This window comes from Mesorhizobium sp. M0140 (assembly GCF_040322475.1).
Classification (GTDB): Bacteria; Pseudomonadota; Alphaproteobacteria; order Rhizobiales; family Rhizobiaceae; genus Mesorhizobium.
This window is the reverse complement of the sequence record NZ_JAMYTM010000006.1, coordinates 1-21,601: the sequence shown is the minus strand read 5'-3', so window position 1 is coordinate 21,601 and position 21,601 is coordinate 1. Positions and strand designations below refer to the sequence as shown.

The 21,601-nt window shown below is 64.0% G+C and carries 29 protein-coding genes; 12 read left to right on the top strand and 17 right to left on the bottom strand.

Annotated features, from left to right (window positions below; genetic code table 11):
* Positions 1 to 31: 31 nt before the first annotated feature.
* The 6 genes from arsB to NKJ37_RS08055 all read left to right on the top strand — a co-directional run bounded on the left by arsB (position 32) and on the right by NKJ37_RS08055 (position 5,354).
* A complete protein-coding gene (gene arsB / locus NKJ37_RS08080) occupies positions 32 to 1,141 on the top strand; it encodes an ACR3 family arsenite efflux transporter (protein ID WP_502901981.1) in 1,110 nt (369 codons plus the stop codon).
* Positions 1,138 to 1,560 (top strand): arsenate reductase (glutaredoxin), encoded by a 423-nt coding sequence (arsC, locus tag NKJ37_RS08075; protein WP_352773558.1) that lies wholly within the window; start codon positions 1,138 to 1,140, stop codon positions 1,558 to 1,560. Before arsB ends, arsC begins: the two co-directional genes overlap by 4 nt.
* Before the next feature lie 62 nt (positions 1,561 to 1,622).
* Complete coding sequence (locus NKJ37_RS08070; protein ID WP_127294920.1) at positions 1,623 to 1,943, top strand: ArsR/SmtB family transcription factor; 321 nt, start codon at positions 1,623 to 1,625, stop codon at positions 1,941 to 1,943.
* A 44-nt stretch (positions 1,944 to 1,987) separates the two neighbouring features.
* The gene (locus tag NKJ37_RS08065) at positions 1,988 to 3,415 is read left to right on the top strand and encodes an NAD(P)-binding domain-containing protein (protein WP_352773555.1); all 1,428 of its coding nucleotides are present in this window, start codon (positions 1,988 to 1,990) and stop codon (positions 3,413 to 3,415) included.
* Positions 3,408 to 4,637, top strand: coding sequence for an arsenite efflux MFS transporter ArsK (arsK, locus tag NKJ37_RS08060; protein WP_352773552.1), 1,230 nt, complete (start codon positions 3,408 to 3,410; stop codon positions 4,635 to 4,637). Before NKJ37_RS08065 ends, arsK begins: the two co-directional genes overlap by 8 nt.
* A gap of 204 nt (positions 4,638 to 4,841) precedes the next feature.
* Positions 4,842 to 5,354 (top strand): hypothetical protein, encoded by a 513-nt coding sequence (locus NKJ37_RS08055; RefSeq protein ID WP_352773550.1) that lies wholly within the window; start codon positions 4,842 to 4,844, stop codon positions 5,352 to 5,354.
* A gap of 9 nt (positions 5,355 to 5,363) precedes the next feature.
* Here NKJ37_RS08055 and NKJ37_RS08050 read toward each other — a convergent pair whose 3' ends face one another.
* The 7 genes from NKJ37_RS08050 to NKJ37_RS08020 all read right to left on the bottom strand — a co-directional run bounded on the left by NKJ37_RS08050 (position 5,364) and on the right by NKJ37_RS08020 (position 11,152).
* Positions 5,364 to 6,122, bottom strand: a complete 759-nt coding sequence (locus NKJ37_RS08050) for an amino acid ABC transporter ATP-binding protein (protein ID WP_023813258.1) — start codon at positions 6,120 to 6,122, stop codon at positions 5,364 to 5,366.
* Positions 6,123 to 6,148: 26 nt separating this feature from the next.
* Positions 6,149 to 6,823 carry an amino acid ABC transporter permease gene (locus NKJ37_RS08045; protein WP_027035301.1) on the bottom strand — a complete coding sequence of 225 codons (675 nt, stop codon included), beginning with the start codon at positions 6,821 to 6,823 and terminating at the stop codon, positions 6,149 to 6,151.
* On the bottom strand, positions 6,820 to 7,491 hold the full coding sequence (locus NKJ37_RS08040; protein WP_023813260.1) for an amino acid ABC transporter permease: 672 nt from the start codon (positions 7,489 to 7,491) through the stop codon (positions 6,820 to 6,822). Before NKJ37_RS08040 ends, NKJ37_RS08045 begins: the two co-directional genes overlap by 4 nt.
* 106 nt (positions 7,492 to 7,597) lie before the next feature.
* Positions 7,598 to 8,386, bottom strand: a complete 789-nt coding sequence (locus NKJ37_RS08035; RefSeq protein ID WP_023813261.1) for an ABC transporter substrate-binding protein — start codon at positions 8,384 to 8,386, stop codon at positions 7,598 to 7,600.
* A gap of 109 nt (positions 8,387 to 8,495) precedes the next feature.
* Positions 8,496 to 9,659: a saccharopine dehydrogenase family protein gene (locus NKJ37_RS08030; protein WP_352773547.1), complete on the bottom strand. Its 1,164-nt coding sequence runs from the start codon at positions 9,657 to 9,659 to the stop codon at positions 8,496 to 8,498.
* Positions 9,656 to 10,156, bottom strand: a complete 501-nt coding sequence (locus NKJ37_RS08025; RefSeq protein WP_023813263.1) for an Lrp/AsnC family transcriptional regulator — start codon at positions 10,154 to 10,156, stop codon at positions 9,656 to 9,658. Before NKJ37_RS08025 ends, NKJ37_RS08030 begins: the two co-directional genes overlap by 4 nt.
* A gap of 132 nt (positions 10,157 to 10,288) precedes the next feature.
* Entirely contained in the window at positions 10,289 to 11,152 is an 864-nt protein-coding gene (locus NKJ37_RS08020; RefSeq protein ID WP_352773544.1) for a LysR substrate-binding domain-containing protein, read from the bottom strand.
* A 138-nt stretch (positions 11,153 to 11,290) separates the two neighbouring features.
* On the opposite strand from NKJ37_RS08020, the gene NKJ37_RS08015 reads away from it, so the two are divergent.
* Positions 11,291 to 11,497 (top strand): hypothetical protein, encoded by a 207-nt coding sequence (locus tag NKJ37_RS08015; protein ID WP_023813266.1) that lies wholly within the window; start codon positions 11,291 to 11,293, stop codon positions 11,495 to 11,497.
* A 21-nt stretch (positions 11,498 to 11,518) separates the two neighbouring features.
* The gene (locus NKJ37_RS08010) at positions 11,519 to 12,268 is read left to right on the top strand and encodes a sulfite exporter TauE/SafE family protein (protein ID WP_023813267.1); all 750 of its coding nucleotides are present in this window, start codon (positions 11,519 to 11,521) and stop codon (positions 12,266 to 12,268) included.
* 14 nt (positions 12,269 to 12,282) lie between these two features.
* Here NKJ37_RS08010 and NKJ37_RS08005 read toward each other — a convergent pair whose 3' ends face one another.
* The 3 genes from NKJ37_RS08005 to NKJ37_RS07995 are packed head-to-tail and all read right to left on the bottom strand — an operon-like array spanning position 12,283 to position 13,576.
* Positions 12,283 to 12,801, bottom strand: a complete 519-nt coding sequence (locus tag NKJ37_RS08005) for a GNAT family N-acetyltransferase (protein WP_352610827.1) — start codon at positions 12,799 to 12,801, stop codon at positions 12,283 to 12,285.
* On the bottom strand, positions 12,798 to 13,073 hold the full coding sequence (locus tag NKJ37_RS08000) for a type II toxin-antitoxin system TacA family antitoxin (RefSeq protein WP_352610826.1): 276 nt from the start codon (positions 13,071 to 13,073) through the stop codon (positions 12,798 to 12,800). The genes NKJ37_RS08005 and NKJ37_RS08000 overlap by 4 nt, the downstream gene beginning before the upstream one ends.
* Before the next feature lie 53 nt (positions 13,074 to 13,126).
* Positions 13,127 to 13,576 carry a universal stress protein gene (locus NKJ37_RS07995; protein WP_023813270.1) on the bottom strand — a complete coding sequence of 150 codons (450 nt, stop codon included), beginning with the start codon at positions 13,574 to 13,576 and terminating at the stop codon, positions 13,127 to 13,129.
* Positions 13,577 to 13,784: 208 nt separating this feature from the next.
* On the opposite strand from NKJ37_RS07995, the gene NKJ37_RS07990 reads away from it, so the two are divergent.
* Positions 13,785 to 14,366, top strand: coding sequence for a histidine phosphatase family protein (locus NKJ37_RS07990; RefSeq protein ID WP_352443120.1), 582 nt, complete (start codon positions 13,785 to 13,787; stop codon positions 14,364 to 14,366).
* 31 nt (positions 14,367 to 14,397) lie between these two features.
* Here the strand turns inward: NKJ37_RS07990 and NKJ37_RS07985 are convergent, their stop codons facing one another.
* Together NKJ37_RS07985 and NKJ37_RS07980 are read right to left on the bottom strand one after the other, a co-directional pair.
* Complete coding sequence (locus NKJ37_RS07985; protein WP_352443119.1) at positions 14,398 to 14,799, bottom strand: VOC family protein; 402 nt, start codon at positions 14,797 to 14,799, stop codon at positions 14,398 to 14,400.
* Between the two features lie 118 nt (positions 14,800 to 14,917).
* Positions 14,918 to 15,670: a pseudouridine synthase gene (locus NKJ37_RS07980; protein WP_352443118.1), complete on the bottom strand. Its 753-nt coding sequence runs from the start codon at positions 15,668 to 15,670 to the stop codon at positions 14,918 to 14,920.
* A gap of 161 nt (positions 15,671 to 15,831) precedes the next feature.
* Here NKJ37_RS07980 and NKJ37_RS07975 point away from each other — a divergent pair, with 161 nt between their 5' ends.
* Positions 15,832 to 16,284: an SRPBCC family protein gene (locus NKJ37_RS07975; RefSeq protein WP_352443117.1), complete on the top strand. Its 453-nt coding sequence runs from the start codon at positions 15,832 to 15,834 to the stop codon at positions 16,282 to 16,284.
* A 41-nt stretch (positions 16,285 to 16,325) separates the two neighbouring features.
* Here NKJ37_RS07975 and NKJ37_RS07970 read toward each other — a convergent pair whose 3' ends face one another.
* On the bottom strand, positions 16,326 to 17,159 hold the full coding sequence (locus tag NKJ37_RS07970; RefSeq protein ID WP_352443116.1) for a helix-turn-helix transcriptional regulator: 834 nt from the start codon (positions 17,157 to 17,159) through the stop codon (positions 16,326 to 16,328).
* A gap of 91 nt (positions 17,160 to 17,250) precedes the next feature.
* Between NKJ37_RS07970 and NKJ37_RS07965 the strand changes: the two genes are divergently transcribed.
* The gene (locus NKJ37_RS07965) at positions 17,251 to 18,141 is read left to right on the top strand and encodes an SDR family oxidoreductase (protein ID WP_352443115.1); all 891 of its coding nucleotides are present in this window, start codon (positions 17,251 to 17,253) and stop codon (positions 18,139 to 18,141) included.
* A 90-nt stretch (positions 18,142 to 18,231) separates the two neighbouring features.
* Here NKJ37_RS07965 and NKJ37_RS07960 read toward each other — a convergent pair whose 3' ends face one another.
* From NKJ37_RS07960 to NKJ37_RS07950, 3 genes are read right to left on the bottom strand one after another with little or no spacing between them, the layout of a single operon-like run.
* Positions 18,232 to 18,930 carry a RibD family protein gene (locus tag NKJ37_RS07960; RefSeq protein ID WP_352443114.1) on the bottom strand — a complete coding sequence of 233 codons (699 nt, stop codon included), beginning with the start codon at positions 18,928 to 18,930 and terminating at the stop codon, positions 18,232 to 18,234.
* 4 nt (positions 18,931 to 18,934) lie between these two features.
* Positions 18,935 to 19,336, bottom strand: a complete 402-nt coding sequence (locus NKJ37_RS07955; protein WP_128305606.1) for a type II toxin-antitoxin system HicB family antitoxin — start codon at positions 19,334 to 19,336, stop codon at positions 18,935 to 18,937.
* A 5-nt stretch (positions 19,337 to 19,341) separates the two neighbouring features.
* Positions 19,342 to 19,530, bottom strand: a complete 189-nt coding sequence (locus NKJ37_RS07950) for a type II toxin-antitoxin system HicA family toxin (protein ID WP_127326556.1) — start codon at positions 19,528 to 19,530, stop codon at positions 19,342 to 19,344.
* A gap of 363 nt (positions 19,531 to 19,893) precedes the next feature.
* Between NKJ37_RS07950 and NKJ37_RS07945 the strand changes: the two genes are divergently transcribed.
* Positions 19,894 to 20,841, top strand: coding sequence for a substrate-binding domain-containing protein (locus NKJ37_RS07945; RefSeq protein ID WP_128305608.1), 948 nt, complete (start codon positions 19,894 to 19,896; stop codon positions 20,839 to 20,841).
* 225 nt (positions 20,842 to 21,066) lie between these two features.
* On the opposite strand, the gene NKJ37_RS07940 is transcribed toward NKJ37_RS07945, so the two are convergent.
* On the bottom strand, positions 21,067 to 21,601 hold a 535-nt coding region (locus tag NKJ37_RS07940; RefSeq protein WP_352773540.1), incomplete at its 5' end, for an integrase core domain-containing protein.

Genomic DNA, 21,601 nt, shown 5'->3' with positions numbered 1-21,601 from the left:
GCCGCGCCCCGTTCGAACAAGGAAAGCCATCATGACCGATCATGCTTTGAACGCAGCTGTGGCGGTGCGGCCCGGCATCGGCTTCGTCGAGAAATATCTGACGGTGTGGGTTGTACTGTGCATCGTCACGGGCATCGCGCTTGGCCATCTGCTGCCGGGCGTGTTCGGAGCCATCGCGTCGGCCGAGATCGCCAGGGTCAACATTCCTGTCGCCGTGCTGATCTGGCTGATGATCGTGCCGATGCTCTTGCGCGTCGATTTCGCCTCGCTGGCCAGGGTCGGCACCTATTGGCGCGGCATCGGCGTGACGCTGTTCATCAACTGGGCGGTGAAGCCGTTCTCGATGGCGCTGCTGGGCTGGCTCTTCATCGGCTGGCTGTTCCGGCCATGGCTGCCCGCCGTGCAGATCGATTCCTACATTGCCGGGCTGATCATCCTTGCCGCGGCGCCCTGCACGGCGATGGTTTTCGTCTGGTCGAACCTGACGCGCGGCGAGCCGAATTTCACGCTTTCGCAAGTGGCGCTCAACGACGCGATCATGATCGTCGCTTTCGCCCCCATCGTCGGCCTGCTGCTCGGCCTGTCGGCGATCACAGTGCCATGGGGCACGCTGATGCTGTCGGTCGCACTCTACATCGTCGCGCCGGTGATCGTCGCGCAGCTAGTTCGTGGCCGGCTGCTGGCAGCGAGGGGACAGGTCGGGCTCGATGCCCTGCTTGCCACGCTGCAGCCCTTGTCGCTGATTGCCTTGCTGGCGACGCTGGTACTGCTGTTCGGCTTCCAGGGCGAGCAGATCATTGCGCAGCCGCTGGTGATCGTGCTGCTGGCAGTGCCGATCCTGATCCAGGTCTATTTCAACTCCGGTCTTGCCTATCTGCTCAACCGCCTCAGCGGCGAGCGGCACTGCGTGGCTGGACCATCGGCGCTGATCGGCGCGTCGAACTTCTTCGAGCTGGCGGTGGCCGCCGCGATCGCGCTGTTCGGGCTGAATTCGGGCGCGGCCCTTGCCACCGTGGTCGGGGTGCTCATCGAGGTTCCGGTCATGCTGTCGGTGGTGTGGATCGTGAACCACAGCAAGGGCTGGTACGAACAAGGAACATCCGTTCGCAACACCATGTCCGGCGAAAGGGCCGCGAAATGACTATGACTATCTATCACAATCCCGATTGCGGCACGTCGCGCAACACGCTGGCCATCATCCGGCAGTCGGGCGAGGAGCCGGAGGTGATCGAATATCTGAAGACGCCGCCGTCGCGACAAAGGCTGGTCGAACTGATCGCCGCGATGGGCATCACACCGCGAGACCTGCTGCGCGAAAAGGGCACCCCCTATGCCGAACTCGGCCTTGCCGACCCGAAATGGTCCGACGAGCAGATCCTCGATTTCATGCTGGCACATCCGATCCTGATCAACCGGCCGATCGTGGTCAGCCCGCTCGGCGTCGTCCTTGCACGGCCGTCGGAAAAGGTGCTGGACGTCCTGCCCAACCCGGAGATCGGTGCGTTCACCAAGGAGGATGGCGAGGTGGTCACAGGCGCCTCGGGCAAACGCGCCGGCTGATGTTATTTCCATATTTTCGAAATTAAGTTGACGGCGCGAAAAGTGCCGCGTAGTTTATTTCCATGAAACTCGAAAAAGCAGCTGCCCAGCTTGAAGCACTCGGCAATCCGACGCGGCTTCAGCTCTATCGCATCCTGGTGCGCGCCGGTGACGACGGGCTTGCCGTCGGCAGCGTCCAGGGCAAGCTCGACATTCCGTCCTCGACGCTGTCGCATCACCTCAAACGGCTGGTCGACACCGGGCTTGTCACGCAGGAGCGGCAAGCGACGACGCTGATCTGCCGCGCCAACTATCCCGGCATGAATGCGCTGATCGGCTATCTCGCCGACGAGTGCTGCGCTGACGCCGTCTGCGCGCCCGCCGTCGGCAAAGCGCTGGCTTGATTTTTTTGCACTTATAATTCGAACATACCGGAAGGATCGAACCTATGGACATGATGGCAAACCTTCCCGTCGCGGTCATCGGCGCCGGCCCGGTCGGGCTGGCAGCCGCGGCGCATCTGGTCGAGCGCGGCATTCGTCCGTTGATCCTGGAGCGCGGCGAAAGCGTGGGTGCGGCGCTGCTCGATTGGGGCCATGTGCGGGTGTTTTCGCCATGGAAATACAACATCGATACGGCGGCGCGGGCGCTGCTCGACCGCTCCGGCTGGACGGCGCCGGACAGCCAGGGCCTGCCGACCGGCGGCGAGATCGTGCGCGATTATCTGACGCCGCTTGGCCGGCTTCCCGCGATCGCCGCCAATTTGAAGCTCGGCGCCGAGGTCACCGCGATCACCCGTCAGGGACACGACAAGGTCGCCAATGATGGCCGCAAGGACGCGCCCTTCGTCATCCGCTATCGCGATGCCGGCGGCGAACACCGCGTTCTCGCGCGCGCCGTCATCGACGCGTCCGGAACATGGTGGCGGCCAAATCCGATCGGCGTCGACGGGCTGCCGGTTTCCGGCGAAGGCGAGGCGTCGGCACGCATCGCCTATGGCATTCCCGACGTGCTCGGCAAGGCGAGAGAAGACTATGCGGGCAAGCGCATCCTGGTCATCGGCGGCGGGCACTCGGCCATCAACGTCGCGCTGGCGCTGATGGAGCTGCAGGATGCGGCGCCTGGCACCGAAATCTTCTGGGCGCTGCGCCACGCCAGCATCGAGAGATTGCTCGGCGGCGGGCTGAACGACCAGTTGCCGGAACGCGGCGCGCTTGGATTGGCGGCCAGGCAGGCGATGGCGGATGGCAGGCTGAACATGCTGGCGCCCTTCGCCGTCAACGGCATCAAGACGCAGGGCGAGGGGCTTGTTGTCGATGCCAGCCTGGGTGGCAAGCCGTTCAACCTGGCTATCGACCGCATCGTCGTCACCACCGGCTTCAGGCCAGACCTGTCGTTCCTGAGCGAAATCCGCATCGCGGTTGATCCCGCCGTCGAGGCGCCGCCGGCACTGGCGCCGCTGATCGATCCAAACTTCCACTCATGCGGCACGGTTCCCGCGCATGGCGTTGCAGAGCTCGCCCATCCCGAACCGGGCTTCACCATCGTCGGCTCGAAATCCTACGGCCGTGCCCCGACCTTCCTGATGGCGACCGGCTACGAGCAAGTCCGCTCGGTGGTGGCCGATATTGCCGGAGACCATGCCGCGGCCCGCGAGGTCCGGCTGGTGCTGCCGGAGACCGGCGTGTGCAGCGCCGTCGGTGTCGTGACGGTAGCGGCAAGCGCCGGCTGCTGTGGCGGGCCCGCGCCGGCCGCTGTCGATGCCTGCTGCGTCAGGGATGCGGACGCCAAGGCAACCGGTGCATCGGGCTGCGGCTGCGCCACCGCGCCGGCCACCGAGACGCGAGAGAATATGGCGGTCGGCGCCGATGCCTGAACGATCCGTCCTGCGCAAGGCGATCTGGGCGCTTGGGCTGACCCAGATCATCGGCTACGGCACGCTCTATTACAGCTTCTCGATCCTGGCGCCGGCAATGGCTGGGGAGTTCGGGCTCACGGAAGGCTGGGTGTTCGGCGCACTGACGGCCTCGCTGTTTGCCGGCAGCCTGTTCGCGCCGACTGCCGGGCGGTGGGCCGACCGCTTCGGCGCCGGCCGCATCATGACCGTCGGCTCGGTGGCGGCAGCCGTGGCGCTGGCGCTGTGCGCCGTCGCGCCCGACCGCGTGAGCTTCGTTGTGGCCTTGCTGGCGATGGAACTGGCCTCCAGCTTCGTTCTTTACAGCGCCGCCTTCGTTGCGATCGTGCAGATCGGGGTTCCCCGACCGCAGCGCAGCATCACCCATCTGACGCTGATCGCCGGGTTCGCCTCGACCCTGTTCTGGCCGCTGACTTCGGCGCTGCATGCGCATCTGACATGGCGCGCGGTCTATCTTTTGTTCGCCGCTCTCAATCTCGGCCTATGCCTGCCGATCCACGCGTGGCTGATGCGCCTGTCGCGCCGCCATGCAGCAGTCATGCCGCAAGAGCGCGGGTCCGCCCCCGATGAAGCGGGCACGCGGCTTGATGCCCGGCGCGGCCGGACCGCCTTCCTGCTCCTGCTGGCGGGGTTCGCCACCGAGGGCTTCGTGCTGTCGGCGATCCTCATCCACATGGTGCCGCTGACGGCGGCGCTGGGGCTCGGAACCGCAGGCCTCTTCGTCTCGACCCTGTTCGGACCGGCGCAGGTCGCCAGCCGGCTGATCAACATGCTGTTTGGCGGGCGGCTGCAGCAGACGCACCTTGCCGTCATCGCCGCATCGCTGATCACAGCAGGGCTGTGCGCACTGCTCCTGACGACGCCATGGCTGCCAGGCGCTTTCCTGTTCGTATTGCTGTTCGGCCTCGGTTCCGGCCTCACCAGCATCGTCGGCGGAACCTTGCCGCTCGAACTCTTCGGCCGCGAGGGCTATGGTGCGCGGCTCGGATGGGCGAGCGCTGCCCGTCAGTTCACCTCGGCCTTCGCGCCGTTTGCGCTTGCCTTCATGATGGCGCGGACGTCCGTCGCCAATTCGCTGTGGGTGCTGGTCGTCGTCGCCGCGAGCGGCGTGATCGCCTTCCTCGCCATCGTGCTGCTCAGACGGCGGGGCGGCCTGCCAGCGTTCGTGACCCATCTCGCGTGACTTGGCACCTGGCGCCGATCATGATGGTCTGCAAAAGGGTCCGGAACGCTGAGAGTGGGGATCGACCGCAATCCCTTTTGCATCTACCGCAGTGTACTGCCGACGGGAACCTGGCTCTTAAGGAGCGCCGGGAAGACCGGCTCGACATCCAATGCGTCGCGGGGTTCCCGCTACCCGCGGTCACAGTGAACCAGGTGGAATCTTATGCAGAATGATCTCGTATTCAAGACCGGGTCAGCAAAACGAACGCTGGGATGGTTTGTTTGTCTGGGCGCCGGGGGCGCATTGGCAGCCATGATCTATGGTATTTTCATGCATCCCGAAGCGCAGACCCCGGCCGAGCTTTGGTCCGGAGTGGTCATCGGTGTTTTCCTTGTCGGTCTCATGGTGGCCGGGATTGCTGTCCAATACGCACGTTGGAGCATCGAAGGCGAAAACATCATCTACCGCCGTCTCTTCAGAAACAAAACGATCCCACTCTCCGAGTTGGCAGGCTTTGGACAAGTCATTGTCGTTGTCGTCGTCATTCCTATCGTCCATGTGGGTCTTTACGATCGCAAACTGAAGCTCATCGCGCGGCTTCCGGTAAGTCTCAAGGATTGGCCTGAAGCGGAAGCACGGCTTGCAGCGCGTTTGCGCTATGTCGTCAATGACGGAAGCCCCGCATTGCCCAAACGGAGGTTCGTCGATACGCCGAAAAAGAAGCATGTCTTATAAGGCGTGAAATCAATGCCTGAGAATCTTGCTCAGGAAAGCGCGGCTGCGGTCGGTCTTTGGGTGTGAGAAGAACTCGTCCGGCGTGCCGCTTTCGACGATGGCGCCGGCGTCCATGAACACCACGCGCTGGGCGACCTTGCGGGCAAAGCCCATCTCGTGCGTCACCACCATCATGGTCATGCCTTCCTCGGCGACCGCCACCATGACGTCGAGCACTTCGGAAATCATCTCGGGATCGAGCGCCGAGGTCGGCTCGTCGAACAGCATGATCTTGGGCCGCATGCCGAGGCAACGCGCGATCGCCACGCGCTGCTGCTGGCCGCCGGAGAGCTGTGCGGGATAGGCATTGACCTTGTCGGCGAGGCCAACCTTGGCCAACAATTCACGGCCTGCTTTTTCAGCCTCGGCGCGCGGGATCTTGCGGACATGGATGGGGGCTAGCGTGACGTTCTCGAGTGCCGTCTTATGCGGGTAGAGGTTGAACGACTGGAAGACGAAGCCGATCTCGGTGCGCAGCTGCGTCATGTTGGTGGCGGGGTCGCCCAGGCGTTGGCCGTCGACGACGAGGTCGCCGTTCTTGATCGCCTCCAGGCCGTTGACGCAGCGGATCAGAGTGCTTTTGCCCGAGCCGCTCGGGCCGCAGACGACGACCACTTCGCGCGGCTCGACGCTGAGCGTGATGTCCTTGAGCACGTTGAGCGAGCCGAACCATTTGTTGACGCCGCGAAAGTCGATCATACCGGTCTTGGCAAGGCCCGTTGTGGTCATGTTTTCTGGACCTTTGGGGTTGGAAGTCACAACTGCACCTCGCCATGTGCCGCGCCCATGCGCTGCTCCAGCCGACGGGCCAGCATGATCAGCGGATAGCATACGATGAAATAGCCGACGCCGACGAGGAAGAAGACCAAGAGGCCGTTGGGCACACGCTGCACCACCAGCCAGCCGACGCGGGTGAGGTCGGTGAGACCGATGGCGGAGACGACCGAAGAATCCTTGATCAGCAGCACATATTGCCCGACCAGCGGCGGCAGCACGATGCGCATCGCCTGCGGCAGCACCACCTGGCGCATGCGCTGCCAGCGCGACAGGCCGGACGCCAGCGCCGCCTCGACCTGGCCGGTCGGTACCGAGCGGATGCCGGCGACGACGATCTCGCAGATGAAGCAGGCGGCCAGATTGGTCAGCGCGATGATGCCGGCGGTGAAGGCGTCAAGCTCGATGCCGAACTCCGGCAGGATAAAGAAGATCAGGAAGATCTGCACCAGGAATGGCGTGCCGCGGATCAGATCGACCCAGGCCCCGATCAAGCCCGAGATCAGCCGGTTGCCGCCGGTGCGCAGGATGCCGAGGCCGAAGCCGAGCAAGGTGCCGAGCACAAGGCTGATCAGCGACAGCATCACGGTCATGCCGAGGCCGCGCAGGGCCAGCGGATAGGAGCCGGCGAGGCTTTGCAGTTGTTGCCAGATCATGTCCGCGCCCCCGCCGTGCCGAGCCAGCGGCTGGAGACGCCAGCCAGTCCCTTCAGTCCGTAATAGAGCAGCAGATAGAAGGCCGCGATGGTGAGGAAACCTTCGGCCGGCATGAAGCGGTCGGAGGCGAGCAACTGGCCGGCGCGCGTCAGTTCGGCAACCGAGATCAGCGACAGAAGGGCGGAATCCTTGACCAGCACGATGGCTTGGCCAAGCAGAGGCGGGATCGTCACCTTGAAGGCTTGCGGCAGGACGACAAGGCGCATGCGCTGGACATAGGTCATGCCCGAGGCGACGCTGGCCTCGACCTGGCCGCGCGGGATCGACAAGATACCGGCGCGAATGATTTCAGCGATATAGGCGCCGCTGTTCAACGACAGCGCGAGGATGCCGACGACGAGTTCCGGCAGGACGAAGCCGAGCCGGGGCAGGCCGAAATAGAGAAAATAGAGCTGCGCCAGCAAGGGCGTGGCGCGCACCGCATCGATATAGGCCTTGGCCGGCACACGAAACAGCCAGCCGCGCTGCAGATTCATGGCGCACAGCACGATGCCGACGATGAGCGCCCCTACAAAGGACAGCGCCGACAGCCAGACGGTCGTGATCAGGCCCTGTCCGAACAGCGGCAGGTATTCGACGATGGTGCGGAAACTGAAATTTTCGAGCATCGTTGGGTGCAATCCCCAGAGTGCAGGAAACGACGGATGAAGCGAAATTCCAGGCGGTTTCGCGGCGCTTGAGACGCGCGCGAAACCGCCTGGGTTTTATCGCTGCTTAGTGGTCTTTCTTCCAGGCGTCGGAATTGACCCAGTAGTCGAGGTTCTTCTGCAGGCGACCGTCGATGGTGACCTGGTTGAGGAACAGGTTCATCCAGACCAGCAGGTCCGGCTCGTCATAGCGGGTGGCGAAGGCAAGCGGCTCCTTCGACAGAAGGTCCGGCATGATGGTGAAGCTGCCGGCCGGATAGGCGGTCGACTGGCCCTTGACCGCCGAGACGTCGTTGACGCCGCAATCGGCCTGGCCGTTGTTGACGGCGTCGAGCAGCAGCGGACCGCCGCCCTTGTAGCTCTTGATGTCGGCGTCGGGGAAGGCTTTCTTGGCTTCCTTCTCGCCGGTGGCGCCGAGCAGCACGGCGATCTTGGTGCCCTTGGCCTTGCAGTCTTCGGTGGTCTTGAACTTGCTGTCGGCCTTGGTGAAGACGGTGCTGCCGGTGTACATGTAAGGCGTGGTGAAGGCGACCTTCATGCCGCGCGCCAGCGTCGGTGTCATGTCGGCGACCAGAAGGTCGGCCTTGCCTGACAGCAGCGCCGGGATCAGACCATCCCAGTCGAAATCGAGGAAGGTGATTTTCACACCCATTTCCTTGGCCATCAGTTCGGCCAGTTCAACCGAACTGCCGGTGCGTTCGCCATTGGCGCCAACCAGCGAGAAAGGGGGTCCCTGGGTCTGCACGGCGACACGCAGTTCGCCGCGCTTGGTGATGTCGTCCAGTGTTCCGGCTGAGGCAGCAGTGGTAAGGCCGGCGAGCGCAAGTCCGGCGATGAAAAGCTTCGCAATCTTCATTTGGTAGTCCTCCTTGTTTTATTGTTCCATGTCTTCGTTGTTTTTCACCCTTTGGGGTGCTTTTTGAGCGGCAGCGCCGTTGCCGGCGGCAGCCACCGTTCGAAAATCCTCAGTCCCAGGCCACCGTCTCGGTGACCTTGATGCCGCGTCTGGCAAGCTCGTCGAAGAAGGGTTCGTCAGGCACGTCCAGCAGCGGGTTGAGCAGGCCGGGTTTGGTGATCTCGCGCCGCGCCAGCATCTGCGCCACGATGCTGGCGGGATAGCCGACGCCGAGGCTCATGCCGAACAGACCGGAAGCCAGGTCGCGTTCGATGATCAGGTCCGACGTCACCGTCTTGGCGCGGCCGTCTTCGTGGCCGGAAAAGACATTGCGCATCACGCAAAGATCCTTTTCGCCGGGGCCATATTGCAGTTGCGGGCCGAGCAGCCGGCCGAGGAATTCGCGCGGGCTGTTGGAGGTGCCGGGCACCTTGTCCTCAGAGAGGAAACCGAGCTCCTTTAGCGGCGCCCAGAAGGCCGACCATCCCGGCCAGCGCAGCGTGTAGCGGCCGGAACGGCGCAGACCCTTGGCTGCCTCCAGCATCTCGACATAATGCAGCGCATCGCCATTTGGGAACGCTTCCAGCCTGCCCAGGCCCGCGACCTCGATCTCATGGATGAAAGGGTTGTCGTGCTGCTGGCCGGCCGGCACCGCGACGCGCTTTCCGCCCTCGATCATCACGCTGTCGCGGTTCTGGCTGACCAGGACCATGTCGAAATTCCAGCTCACCTTGTAGCACAGCGGCTTGGCCATCGCCTTCGGCTCGGGGATGCCGCCGCAATAGGAATCGATCGCGGTGATCGAAGAGAACTGCCTGGCGGCGCGCGCGTAGAGTACGAGGTCGATGCCGGGGTCGAGCCCGCATTCGGTCATGATCGAGACGCCGGCTTGTTCGGCGGCCGGCGCCAGATCGGCGATCGACTTGGCGTAGTTGGTGGTGACCAGCGGCGTGCGCGTGGCGATCGCGGCCTGCACCGCCTCGCGCATCAATGGCTGCGGCAACAGGTCGATGACGGCGTCGACATCATCAAGCACATTGGCCAGCGCCGGGCCGATCGCGCCTTCAGGCACGACGAAGCGCACACGGGCAAGATCGGTCAGGCCGGCAAGCCGGGCCGGGCCATCCGCTGCCGTGTCGACGCAGACGATTTCCTCGACGCCGTCGCTGGCAAAAAGGTCGGCGATTGCCGCCCGGCCTTGCAGGCCGAGGCCGCCGAGTACCGCGATCTTCATGCCGGCTCCTTGCGGTCGTCCGACCAGCAGCCTTCCGGCAGGCTGACCCATTTGTTGCAGGACGCCATGACCACGAAGGTCTCGCTGCGCACGACTTCGCCGGGCTCGCCGGCGCCGGGGATCAACTCGCTGGTGACGCGGTAGAGGTCGGCGACGTCGCCGGCCACCGTCACGTCGACGATGATGTCGAAGCGCCCGGTGACCACCGAGGCCGAGTTGACGAAGGGCAGTTCGGCAATGCGCTGCGCCAGTTCGCGAGCCCGGCCGCGCCCTTGGGCATTGATGCCGACAATGGCCGAGATCAGCTCGGGGCGCTCGGTCAGATTCAGCAGGCCGACGATCTTGAGCAGGTTGCGGTCGAGCAGGTTGCGCAACCGCGTGCGCACCGTCGGCACCGAAATCGCCAATATCTCCGCGATGCGGTTGATGCCCGGCTGTGCATCCTGCGACAGCTGTTTGACCAGCCGCCGATCGGTCAGATCGAGATGTTCTCGCAAAGTCCCCGTCTTTCACAAAAGGAAAAAACTTTGGCGATTTTTTTGCTAATGTGCAAACAAGCTACGTCACGGATATTGGAAAAGCAAGGCAATGATTCAGCGCTACTGGGGATAGGTGGTCGCTGTCAGGGCTCAGACCAGCGCTGCCGCCAACAGTTTTGCCTGTGGCGTCAGCTCTTCGAAGCGGCGGGCGCAGAGGTTGAGCTGGCGCGTCGCCCAGTCGTCGGTCAGCCGCAGTGTGCGCACGGAACGACCCGCCGCACTTTCCGGCACGATGGCGATGCCGGCGCCTTGCGCGACCAGCCGGCAGACATTGTCGAGACCAGGCACGCGGATGCGGACATGCAGATGGCCGCCAAGGCGGGCCGCCTGGCGCGTGATGTGCTCCTGCAGCGCATGGCCGGTGCTGAGGCCGACGAAAGATTCGCCGAGAACCTCAGTGAGGTTGACGGTGCGGCCTTCAAGGCCGGGCCGGTTCCGCGCGGCGATCACCACCAGCCGGTCGGTGAAGAACGGTTTCTGTTCGAGATGCGACAGGCCGGCCCAGGTTGCGGCGATGCCGAGATCGGCCGCACCATTGGCCACGGCTTGCGCGATCTCATGGCTGGGGCGCTCGTCGAGATCGATGTCGATCTGGGGATGTGCGACAAGGAAAGCCGGCAGGATGTCGCGCAGCAACTCGGCTGTAGCGGCGGTGTTGGCCAGCAGCCGGACGCGGGCGCGCAGGCCCGTGGCATAGGCGGCCAGATCGCCGGTCATGGCCTCGATCTGGTTCTGCACGGCGCGCGCATGATGCAGCAGCGCCTGTCCCGCTGCCGTCGGCACCACACCACGGCGGCGGCGCTCCAGCAGCGGCGCGCCGAGCCGCTCCTCCATGCCCTTGATGCGGGCGCTGGCCGACGCCAGGGCCAGGCCGGCAAGCTCGGCGCCATGGGTGATGCTGCCGCGTTCGGCCACCAGCAGGAACAGGCGGAGATCGACCAGATCGAAGCGCATTCTTTTGCTCCTGCGAATATTCAGCGCCCGGGAAGGCGATCGGCCCTCCAGCCTTCGTCCTGGCCGAAGGTTGGCAGCACAACTTCCACATTGTGATCGGCCGGGATCTTCGTCAAACAGTTTCGAAGGAGAATTGTGATGAACAAACGAACGTCAGGCCGGCTCGGCATTCTCGAAAGCACGGCGATCGTGCTGGCCATTGCCGTGGCTGGCCTTGCCATGGCGCCAGCGGGATCAGGCCTGCGGGGATGCGCGGCGACGGTCGTATCCACCAGCCGCGATGCGGCGCCGGCAAAGGCCGCCAGCCTGGATGCCGACGCAACCGATATGCTGCTGCATGACTGATCCCGCCTTGAAGATACGACCATGCTGAGCGCCGGCGTCCTCGCCTGGATCGGCGCCGTGTTCCTCGCCGCCGGCTTCGTCAAGGGCGTCGTCGGCATGGGGCTGCCGACCGTTGCGATGGGCCTGCTGGCGGTGACGATGCCGCCTGCGCAGGCCGCGGCGCTGCTGCTGATCCCGTCGTTGGTCACCAATCTCTGGCAATTGCTGACCGGCCCGTCCTTCGGCGGCCTGTGTAAGCGGCTATGGACGATGATGGCCGGCGTGATGCTCGGCACCGTTGCCGGTGCCGGGCTGCTGACCGGCACGCATACGGGCGCGGCTTCGGCCGGGCTGGGCGCCGCACTGGTGCTCTATGCGATCCTCGGCCTCGCCAAGGCCGGCTTCACCACGCCGGTGCGCCACGAAGCCTTGATGTCACCGCTGGTCGGGGTGGCGACCGGGCTGGTCACCGGCGCCACCGGCGTCTTCGTCATCCCGGCAGTGCCCTATCTGCAATCGCTGCGGCTGGAGAAAGAAGACCTGATCCAGGCGCTCGGCCTATCCTTCACCGTGTCGACGGCGGCGCTCGCCATCGGGCTGTTCAGGACCGGTGCCCTGGCGTCGCCGAGCGCGCAACTGGCGGGATCGGTCGCAGCCCTTGCGCCGGCGCTGGCCGGCATGTTCGCCGGCCAGGCATTGCGCCGGAGGATGAGCATCGAGACCTTCCGGAAAGTCTTCTTCGTCGGATTGCTGGCGCTGGGTGTCTATCTTGTGGAGGACGGTATTCTGTAGCTTGCGGCAGGCGTTCAGAATGCAGCTCTCGCCTTGGCGATCGCGGCGAAAGGCAGGACCAGGGACAGCGGCGCGTCATCCAGACGGATCGCACCGTAACCTTCATACCAGTGGGCAGCCTGGTCACCTTTGGCATCGATTAGCAAGGCAACGCCGCCGAGCTCCTCCGCGACTGCCATACAGCGCTTCCCGGCGGCGAGCAGCAAACCGCCGCCAAGGCCGCGGCCTTGTATCGTACGGTCTACGGCGAGCCGACCCAGACGGTAGACCGGCACGTCATAGCGGCCAAGGCCGCGTTTGGCGACTGCCGGGGTCCTGGCAAAGTCGATCGAAGCCGGGCTGAGAGAGTAGAAGCCGAGGATGCGCAAAGGATCTTGCGCCGTCACGGCGACGAAAGTTTTTGCGCCACCGCTTTGATGACTTTGACGCGCAAAGCGCTGCAAATAGATGTTGAGGTCCGCGTCGCCACAGTCGAAGGCGGCACGGTTATGTTGTCTCCCGATCGGCACTTCTTGCCATGTGACGGAGTTCACGCGAGAGTCTGGCCGGCTTTGGCGGCGCGGATAAGGCGGTTGGTCGGGGAGGGCGGGTTTTCAAGCAGGTCGAGGACGCGCAGACTGTCCCGTTCTGACAGCGCAAGATGTTCGGCGCGTTCGATCGCAGCCTGGGCGTCACGCAGTGCGGAGCGCGTAACGAACTCGGTCAGGCCGACATTCGACAAGGCGGCCGCACGTGCGATCACGGCTTTCGCTTCGGGCAGAATCCGGAAATCGATTCGACCGTTATCACCGACGTTGCGAGGCATGGCTATCTCCTTTGTCTGCTATTATATGGTACGGATTGAATCCGTACAATCTGTTACCGCACCACCAGCACCGCAATCTCCGTGTAGGACAGCACTTCCGCCGTCTGGCTGCCGAGAAGCAGCTTGCCCAGTCCGCGACGGCCGTGCGAGGCCATGACGATCAGGTCGCAGCGCAGGGCCTGCGACAGTTCCAGGATGGCTTCGGCGGGCCGCTTGTCCTCGACATGGACCACCTCCGCGGCCACGCCAACGGCGTCCGCCGACGCCTTGCATTTGGCGAGCACTTCCTTGGCATAGCGGCCTGCCTCTTCCTTGTAGGCGACGAGCTCATCGCCGGCGGCATAGCCGGCCATGGCGCCGCCCCAGGCGAAGATCGGGAATGGTTCCGAGACGGTAACGAAGGTGACGGAGGCGCCGAGGTCCTTGGCCAATGTCAGGCCGTGGGCAACGCCCTTGTCGGCCAGTTCCGATCCGTCCGTGGCGATGAGCAGATGTTTGTACATGATGATCTCGACTTGTTGTGCAAGGGCCCGTGCCCTTGTGGTGGCGGGAGCCTTGTAGAGGCTGGCCTTGATATAGTTGCGGCACCAGGATGATCACAGGGCCGGCCCGCCGCGGATCAAGGCCAGGCGACCACGCAGTTTTGTACCAAGCGGATTCCCCTTTGCCGCATCGTCGCTTAAGGTGCCGGACCACATCGAAAGGCATCTCATGAGCAGCGTGTATCCCCAAATCCATCTGGTCCGGCATGGCGAGACGGCATGGAGCCTTTCGGGGCAGCATACCGGCCGCACCGACATGCCGTTGACCCCGGTTGGCGAGGCCGCCGCGCGGGGCGTCGCGGATAGGCTCAAGGGCCTGTCCTTTTCGGCCGTATGGTCGAGCCCGTCGCAGCGCGCCTACAACACCAGCGTATTGGCCGGCTTCGGCGCGCAGAGCGTCAAGAAAGACGATCTGCAGGAGTGGGACTATGGCGCCTATGAGGGGCTGACGACAAAACAGATCCTGGCCGAGCGCCCCGGCTGGAATGTGTTTCGCGATGGTTGTCCAAAGGGCGAGATGGCGGCCGATGTGGGCGCGCGGGCCGACAGGATCATTGACGGGTTACGCAAGGCCAATGCCGACATGTTGGTGTTTTCCAGCGCGCATTTTTTGCGCGTGCTGGCGGCGCGCTGGATCGGGCTGCCGCCCGAAGGCGGCGCGCTGCTCGTGCTCGAAACAGCCAGCATCAGCGTGCTCGGCTACGAGCATGATTTGAGCGAGCCGGTCATCCGGAAATGGAACCAGAAATAGGGCGGCTTTGGCCAGCGGCGCCGCTTCCGCCCTATCTGTCGAATTTCTTGATCGCTTCGGCGGTCACCGGCGTAAAGAAATTCAACAGATTGCCATCGGGGTCGCGAAACAGCAGCGAGCGATTGCCCCAGGGCATTGTGGTTGGCTTCTGCACAGTAACATTCCTGACGAGGTCCGAGAGCCTGGCGAATTCAGCATCGACGTCGCCGACGCGGAACTCAAGGATGACGGTGCGGTTGTCGGCGGGGCGGGCGATGTCGCCGCCGAACAGCTTCAAGGTGCGCGTGCTGCCAATCGCCAGCGTGCAGGCCGGTGTCGCCAGTTCCGCGAAGTCTTCCGTGTAGACCGTCACGGGCATGCCCGTGATCTCGCCGTAGAAGCGCACGAGGCGCTGAACGTCCGAAGTGATGATGCGGATAGAGACGAAATTCATTGCTTTGGCTCCTGATCGTTGAAGCCGTGGCGGGCTCCCATCCGACCTATAGGGCAGGCCTCCTGACAGCTTTCCGTCAGGAAGGATTGCTGTGCGCCTGCACCAGCGCAGGCGGGGCTCACCCCGCCAGCAGCTCCAGTTCCTCCGGCGTCAAATGCCGTGCCGTACCCTTGGCGAGGTCGCCGAGCGGCAGGCGGCCGATAGCGATGCGGATGAGGCGCAGAACCTCGACGCCGTGCGCGGCGAGCAGGCGACGGATGTGGCGGTTACGGCCTTCGTCGAGTACGATCTCCAGCCAGGCGGTGCGGCCGCCGCTGCGCAAAAATTCGATCGAACTGGCGCTCAGGGTCTCGCCATCAACGGTCACGCCGGCGCGGAATTTGTCCAGCATCGCTGCGTCCGGCACCATGCCGATCTGCACGTGATAGGTCTTGGGCAAATGCGAGGCCGGATCCATCAGCCGGTTGGCAAACCGGGTGTCGTTGGTCATCAACAGCAGGCCTTCGCTCGCCTTGTCGAGGCGACCGACCGGGGAGACGAAGGGCAGGTCGAGCCCTTCCAGGCAGGCATAGACGGTGTCGCGTTGTTGCGGGTCGTCGCGGGTGGTGACCAGCCCGCGCGGCTTGTTGAGGACGAGATAGACCTTGCGCTCGGCAACCACCGGCCTGTCGTCGACAACGATGCGGTCGCGGTCGAGGTCGACGCGCAGGGCTGCATCGCGCACGACCTTGCCGCCGACACGCACGCGGCCTTCGGCGATCAGCACCTCGGCCTGCGTGCGAGAGCACAGGCCGAGCTTCGACAGCGCCCGGTTCAGGCTGACGCCGGGCGCCGCCTGCCTGCCGCTTTGTCGTGTCTGCCGTGGTGTCATGCTGCCGTCTGTGCTGGTGGAGCCGACAAATGCCACGGGCTGCAATGGCTTCGCAAGACGCGCTGCTGCAATCGTGCGCAAAGCAAGGGGGCAGTGGCGGCATCCGCGGTTCTTGGACCGGCGATATTGTCGCCGCCGCATCCGCGATAAACTTGCTTCGCATGAGTGAGTCTCCCGACATCTCGCCGATCACCAAGACAGTCGTCATCGGTGCCGAGCCGGCCAAGGTTGGGCGGATACTGACGACGCCAGAAATGATCCCGCAATGGATGTCCGACGAGGAGTTGACCGTCAGCCTGCAAGGGCATGCCGGCGGCGCGATCGTGATGCGCGGACTGCTGCACGGAATGCCGTTCGAGAACCATGGCACCATCCGCGCTTTTGAGCCGGAAAAGAGCTTCGCGTACGGCTACTGGAGCACGCTGTCGGCCTCGCGGCTGGCGGACGTGCCCGAAAACCACACCGTGGTCAGCTTCGATCTGGCGCCGATGGATGGGGGGACGAAGCTGACGCTGACGCTCAGCGACTTCGCCGAACCGGCGATCCGTCCGCACGCCAATCTCTACTGGGGTCCGACCTTGCAAATCCTGAAGGCGGTCTGCGAGCGCGCTTGAAGGAGGGCGGGCGTCATCCCCGCGGACGGGTCGTCCGGCCCTTACTCTTTGGGGTGTCGGGCGAGAGCCAGCGCGCGGATGCGGTCGGCGACGGCGCTGTCGACCGGGTTGTAGACGGTCAGGCTCAAATCCGGCCGGCCGTCGACCGCGAAGCCCGAATATTCCAGCTCGATATCGCCGAGTTCCGGGTGTTTCAGGCGCTTTGTCCCGTCGCCGTGGCTGAGCACGTCGTTTTCCCGCCACAGCGCGTCGAATTCCGGGCTGGCGCTGCAGAGCTCGTCGACGAGTTCGCGCACCTCGGAGACAGCGCCGGCGCGTGCCGCATCGGCACGGAACGAAGCGACCACGAAACGGGCGAGGTTTTTCCAATCGTGCTGCTTGGCGCGGATGACGGGGCGCAGGAACATGAAACGCAGGATGTTGCGCTCGCCTTCGGGCAGGGCGCTGTAGTCGGTCAGCACGACCCGCGCGGCGCGGTTCCAGGCAACGACGTCCCAGGTGGCGGTCCTGACTATGGCGGGGCTGGCATCGAGTGTGTCGATGAGGCGCTGCAGCCGGGGGCTGACGCCCTCGTCGCCTCTGTAGCGGACCACGGGCGGGCGCCCCAGCCCGAGCATGAAAAGATGTTCGCGTTCCGCCTCGGTCAGCAGCAGCCCCTTGGCGATGCGATTGAGGACATCGGCCGAGGGTGCGCCGCCGCGGCCCTGCTCCAGCCATGTGTACCAGGTCGGGCTTATGTTGGCGCGCTGGGCGACCTCTTCCCGGCGCAGTCCCGGCGTGCGTCGGCGGCCCGAAAAGCCGAAGGAAGCCGGATCGAGCCGCGTGCGCCGGTCTTTGAGGAACGCTGCCAGCGAGCCGGCGGAATTGGAGGGCATCCTGTTAGTCATTATACCATGATAAGATCACTACTTTAATAGAATAATAGACCAGCAATATTACGCAGGCAACTAGTGCAGGAGATTTTGCATGCGTATCTTTCTCACCGGCGCGACCGGTTTCATCGGTTCGGCGCTGGTTCCCGAACTCATCCAGGCGGGCCACCAGGTGGTCGGCGTGACCCGCTCCGACGCCGGCGCCGAGGCGCTGGCCGCCGCGGGCGCCGAAGTGCTCCGGGGGACGCTCGAGGATCCCGAGGGGCTGCGCGACGGCGCGGCCAAGGCGGAGGCTGTGATCCACACAGCGTTCGACCACGATTTTTCGCGGTTTGCCGAAAATTGCGAAAAGGACAAGCGCGTCATCGCCGCACTCGGCGCCGCCCTGGCCGGCTCCGACCGGCCGCTGGTGATCACCTCCGGCGTCGGCATGGGCAGCCCCGGGCATGGCGAACTGGCGATCGAGGACGTCTTCAATCCCGGCCATCCCAATCCGCGCATCGCCTCGGAGCTGGCCGGCAATGCCTTGCTGGACGCCGGCATCAATGTGTCGGTGGTGCGGCTGCCGCAGGTCCACAATCCGGTCAAGCAAGGGCTTATCTCGCCGCTCATCGAAATCGCGCGTGAAAAAGGCGTCTCGGCCTATGTCGGCGAAGGCCGCAACCGCTTCTCCGCGGGCCATCTCCTCGACGTCGCGCGGCTTTACCGGCTGGCCGTGGAAAAGCGGCAACCGGGCGCGCGCTATCACGCGGTCGGCGAGGAAGGCGTCGAGGTGCGGGCCATCGCCGAGGCGCTTGGCCGGGGCCTGAAATTGCCGGTCGTTTCCATCGCGCCGGAAAGAGCGGCGGAGCATTTCGGCTGGATGGCGATGTTCGCGCCGATGGATCTGCCGGCCTCCAGCGCGCTGACCCAGCTACGGCTTGGCTGGCATCCGACCGGCCCGACGCTGATCGCCGATCTCGACGCCATGCGATACGCTGCTTGATCGACTGAAGCATCGGCGCTGAAGCTGACGATACAGGGGCCGGTAATCTTCAGTCAGATTGCCGGCCCTTCTGTACGAGGCGGTCAGCCCTCATCCAGGAGTAACTGCGTAACGCAGATGGACAAGTCCATGCGCCAGCGCTTCGCAGCTCTTCAGGGACAACTGCATCTTGCCCGGCAGGCCACTCTCGCCGAACTCGACGAACGCCTGGTTCGCGGCCCGTCCATCGATCGCGGGTGCGACGAGAAGGCTCAGTTCATCGACGAGCCCGGCCGCAAGGAACGAGCCGTTGATGCCGGCACCGCCCTCGAGCAGCAGCCGGCGGATGCCGAGTTCGCGTCCGAGCACCTCGACCATCGCGGCGAGATCCATATCCGCCGTTTCCGCGACGATATAGGACACGCCGTCGGATGCGAGCTCGGCCAGATGGCTGTCGGCAACGTCACGCCCAAGCAGCACCACGACATGGTCGCCGCCGATGTCGGGTTTGGAAAAATGAAGCTTGCCCGAGGCATCGAGCGCCACGGCATAACTGCCCGCATCCCTTTGCGCGAAATGATAGGGCCGGTCGACCTTGCCGGTATTGGCCGGCGGATGCGCGCCGGCCTTGCTCATCTCGGCCATGGTGACGCGGCCGACGATCCAGGCGTCAGCCGCGAGATCATTGTGGATATGCTCGTAGAGGCTCGACCACTCCGCCCGGGTCCCGTCCGGACTTGTCGTGTAGCGGCTTGGATGAAGGCTGCCGTCGAGTGATGCGAGCATATGGCAGATGATTTGCGGCTTCATCGGGTCACGCCGCTTCAAGCGCCATCACTTTTTCAGCGGCCTTTGCGAGAAACCCGGATCGGGTATAGCCATGAGCTTCGGCAAAGGCATCGATCCTTTGGAGAATGTCGTCCGGAAGCGTCACGTTGATACGCACTGTTTTCCTGGTCTGGGTCTGGGCCGAGACCAGGATTGCAACACCGTCGCGATTATCGGCGTCCGCCATCACAGCCTCCAAACTGGAGGGTTCAGGAACAGCCCCGCCATCCTCGACCAACCCTTCGATGTGGAGGGCGAGGGCCTCTTCAGCCATGGACCGGGCGTCATCCAGATCCTTGCCGGCGGTAATCACGCCTGGGAAATCAGGGAAAGACACACCGAAGTCGCTGTCGGCATCCTTATGGATAAGTCCGATATACTGCTTCATGGCCGTCACCTCAGTTTCAGTCCAGATTGTTTTTCGATGCTGCGCAGGGTGCCTATTGGAATATCGCGCTTGGGATGAGGGACGGTGACCCGCCCTAGCCTGTCGCGGTGTTTGAATTGCGCATGACTGCCCCTTCGGGCAACTTCAACCCACCCATCAGCTTCCAACAGGCGGATAATGTCGGCGCTTTTCATGTGTATTTATACACATTTAACGATGGCCTTTCAACAAGGAATATGAAGTCAGTCAACGCCAAATAGGCCGCAGGAGGCGAAGCGCCGTGTCTACTGTGCTGGGAAGCATGCCGCACGATCCAAAAATCCGACAATTCCGATAATTTGCCGGACGGCGCTGTTATATCGAGGTTGCACAAATGGTTGGCGCTGGGTTAGCATCCCTGTGCAGGCGTCGGTGGGAGGCTCTTTTTACAGCGGCGGCCAGCTGGAGCGGCATGCGTTTTCGGGCGCAGGGAGGATGCTCCACACTTTGAACCGACGCATGATCCTTCCTGAAACCGATCCGGTTTTCGGGCGTGCGTCCTTGTGGAGGAGGATCCCATGAACAGACGTGAATTCCTGCTGTCGTCCGCGGCTTTCGGCGCCATGATGGTTGCCGCGCCCTCGGTGTTTGCGCAGGACAAGCTCACCATCCTTGGCTCGGTGCCCAGTCTCGGCTTTCCGTTCTTCGTGCACATGCTGAACGAGATCAAGGCGGAAGCCGCCACGCAAGGCGTCAATCTGACCGAAAGCGACGGCCAGAACTCGGCCACCAAGCAGACCGCCGACATCGAGGCCGCCCTGGTGCAGAAGGTCAACGCCATCGTCATCTCGCCGCTCGACGTCAACGCACTGGCGCCGGCCATCGAGGAAGCGGTCAAGGCCGGTGTTCCCGTAGTGACGATCGACCGCCGCGTCGACGGCGTCGAGGGCATCCTCGCGCATGTCGGCGCCGACAATGTGAAGGGCGGCGAGGCGGAAGCCAACGCCGTGGTGGCGGCGTTCCCGAACGGCGCCAAGCTGTTCCATCTGCAGGGCCAACCCGGTGCCGGCCCGGCGATCGACCGCAACAAGGGCGTGCACAATGTGCTCGATCCCTTGAAGGACAAGTATCAGATCGTCTTCGAGCAGACCGCCAACTTCGCCCGCGCCGAGGCGCTGTCGGTGACTGAGGCCGGCCTTGCCGCCAACGGCAAGCCCGACGCCATCGTCTGCGCCAATGACGACATGGCGCTCGGCGCCATGGAGGCCTGCGCCGCTCGCAACTTCACCGACGTCAAGATCTACGGCTTCGATGCACTGCCGGAAGCGCTGGTCGCGGTGCGCGACGGCAAGCTTGCGGGCACCGTCGAGCAGTTTCCCGGCGAGCAGTCGCGCACCGCGGTGCGCATCGCGGTGGCCTTTGCCAAGGACAAGACCGAGCCGCAGGAGAAGCTGGTGCTTTTGACGCCGATCGTCATCGGCAAGGACAATCTCGACAAGGCGGAGAGGATTGGCGAGACGAAGTAGGGCGATTTGGCGGGGATCGGCCGATTGGCAAAGCCGGTGGGACAGCACCCCCCTCTGTCCTGCCGGACATCTCCCCCGCAAGCGGGGAGATTGGCTGTCCGTCCTGCTTTCGCCAATCTCCACACCGCAGGAAAAGCGCTACCAGCAAAGCTGCCGATCTCCCCCCTGTTTGGACCGGAGACATCGCGAACAGGTGTGCGAGGACATCGCGAACAGTTTTGTCACTTATCGTCTGCAGAGGTTGAGGTCGACTGTTTCTATTTTCTGATGTCTGAAGAAGGCTTGGAAGACGCCGTCCTTGCCGGTGGGGGTGAAGGCCACGGCTTTCCCTCCAAATGCCTTGGAGAGGCGCAGGATGTAGCCGCACAAGGCGACGCGGCCCTCTTTCTGGACCTTGCGAACGATGGCGTCTTGTGGGTAGTCGAAAGCTTCGACGGCCTCGCAGAAGGATCGCGGCGAGGGTGTGTATCTGTCGAGGGGAACGCAACCCTTGAGGCCATCGTGAGGTTTTTCGGTGTTGTAGAGGTCGCGCCAGGCATCGAAGGCTTTCTGCGCGCGATCGAGATTTTCGAAAGCAGGTCCGGCCATCGCTTCGGCCTTGAGCGAGCGGTGGAAGCGCTCTTCCTTGCCCAGCGTCTGCGGATGCAGAGGCCTGGAATGGGAGACGGCGACGCCGTGCTCGATCAGCCAGACGGTGAAGCGTGTGAAGTTGCTTCGTCCGCCATCTCCCCACGGTGGGCCGTTGTCGAAAGCCATGCGC

Coding starts and splice junctions, on each gene's coding strand:
- NKJ37_RS08020 (WP_352773544.1), bottom strand. CDS start 11,152: ATGCGCTTCGATCTGGTCGATCTCCGCCTGTTCCTGCTGGTGGCCGAA.
- NKJ37_RS08000 (WP_352610826.1), bottom strand. CDS start 13,073: ATGCCTCGCAACGTCGGTGATAACGGTCGAATCGATTTCCGGATTCTG.
- NKJ37_RS08040 (WP_023813260.1), bottom strand. CDS start 7,491: ATGCTCGAAAATTTCAGTTTCCGCACCATCGTCGAATACCTGCCGCTG.
- NKJ37_RS08015 (WP_023813266.1), top strand. CDS start 11,291: ATGAACAAACGAACGTCAGGCCGGCTCGGCATTCTCGAAAGCACGGCG.
- NKJ37_RS07955 (WP_128305606.1), bottom strand. CDS start 19,336: ATGAAGCAGTATATCGGACTTATCCATAAGGATGCCGACAGCGACTTC.
- NKJ37_RS08055 (WP_352773550.1), top strand. CDS start 4,842: ATGCAGAATGATCTCGTATTCAAGACCGGGTCAGCAAAACGAACGCTG.
- NKJ37_RS08045 (WP_027035301.1), bottom strand. CDS start 6,823: ATGATCTGGCAACAACTGCAAAGCCTCGCCGGCTCCTATCCGCTGGCC.
- NKJ37_RS08010 (WP_023813267.1), top strand. CDS start 11,519: ATGCTGAGCGCCGGCGTCCTCGCCTGGATCGGCGCCGTGTTCCTCGCC.
- NKJ37_RS07960 (WP_352443114.1), bottom strand. CDS start 18,930: ATGAAGCCGCAAATCATCTGCCATATGCTCGCATCACTCGACGGCAGC.
- NKJ37_RS07990 (WP_352443120.1), top strand. CDS start 13,785: ATGAGCAGCGTGTATCCCCAAATCCATCTGGTCCGGCATGGCGAGACG.
- NKJ37_RS07995 (WP_023813270.1), bottom strand. CDS start 13,576: ATGTACAAACATCTGCTCATCGCCACGGACGGATCGGAACTGGCCGAC.
- NKJ37_RS07945 (WP_128305608.1), top strand. CDS start 19,894: ATGAACAGACGTGAATTCCTGCTGTCGTCCGCGGCTTTCGGCGCCATG.
- NKJ37_RS08030 (WP_352773547.1), bottom strand. CDS start 9,659: ATGAAGATCGCGGTACTCGGCGGCCTCGGCCTGCAAGGCCGGGCGGCA.
- arsB (WP_502901981.1), top strand. CDS start 32: ATGACCGATCATGCTTTGAACGCAGCTGTGGCGGTGCGGCCCGGCATC.
- NKJ37_RS07965 (WP_352443115.1), top strand. CDS start 17,251: ATGCGTATCTTTCTCACCGGCGCGACCGGTTTCATCGGTTCGGCGCTG.
- NKJ37_RS07970 (WP_352443116.1), bottom strand. CDS start 17,159: ATGCCCTCCAATTCCGCCGGCTCGCTGGCAGCGTTCCTCAAAGACCGG.
- NKJ37_RS08035 (WP_023813261.1), bottom strand. CDS start 8,386: ATGAAGATTGCGAAGCTTTTCATCGCCGGACTTGCGCTCGCCGGCCTT.
- NKJ37_RS08070 (WP_127294920.1), top strand. CDS start 1,623: ATGAAACTCGAAAAAGCAGCTGCCCAGCTTGAAGCACTCGGCAATCCG.
- NKJ37_RS08065 (WP_352773555.1), top strand. CDS start 1,988: ATGGACATGATGGCAAACCTTCCCGTCGCGGTCATCGGCGCCGGCCCG.
- NKJ37_RS07950 (WP_127326556.1), bottom strand. CDS start 19,530: ATGAAAAGCGCCGACATTATCCGCCTGTTGGAAGCTGATGGGTGGGTT.
- NKJ37_RS07985 (WP_352443119.1), bottom strand. CDS start 14,799: ATGAATTTCGTCTCTATCCGCATCATCACTTCGGACGTTCAGCGCCTC.
- NKJ37_RS07975 (WP_352443117.1), top strand. CDS start 15,832: ATGAGTGAGTCTCCCGACATCTCGCCGATCACCAAGACAGTCGTCATC.
- NKJ37_RS08050 (WP_023813258.1), bottom strand. CDS start 6,122: ATGACCACAACGGGCCTTGCCAAGACCGGTATGATCGACTTTCGCGGC.
- arsK (WP_352773552.1), top strand. CDS start 3,408: ATGCCTGAACGATCCGTCCTGCGCAAGGCGATCTGGGCGCTTGGGCTG.
- arsC (WP_352773558.1), top strand. CDS start 1,138: ATGACTATGACTATCTATCACAATCCCGATTGCGGCACGTCGCGCAAC.
- NKJ37_RS07980 (WP_352443118.1), bottom strand. CDS start 15,670: ATGACACCACGGCAGACACGACAAAGCGGCAGGCAGGCGGCGCCCGGC.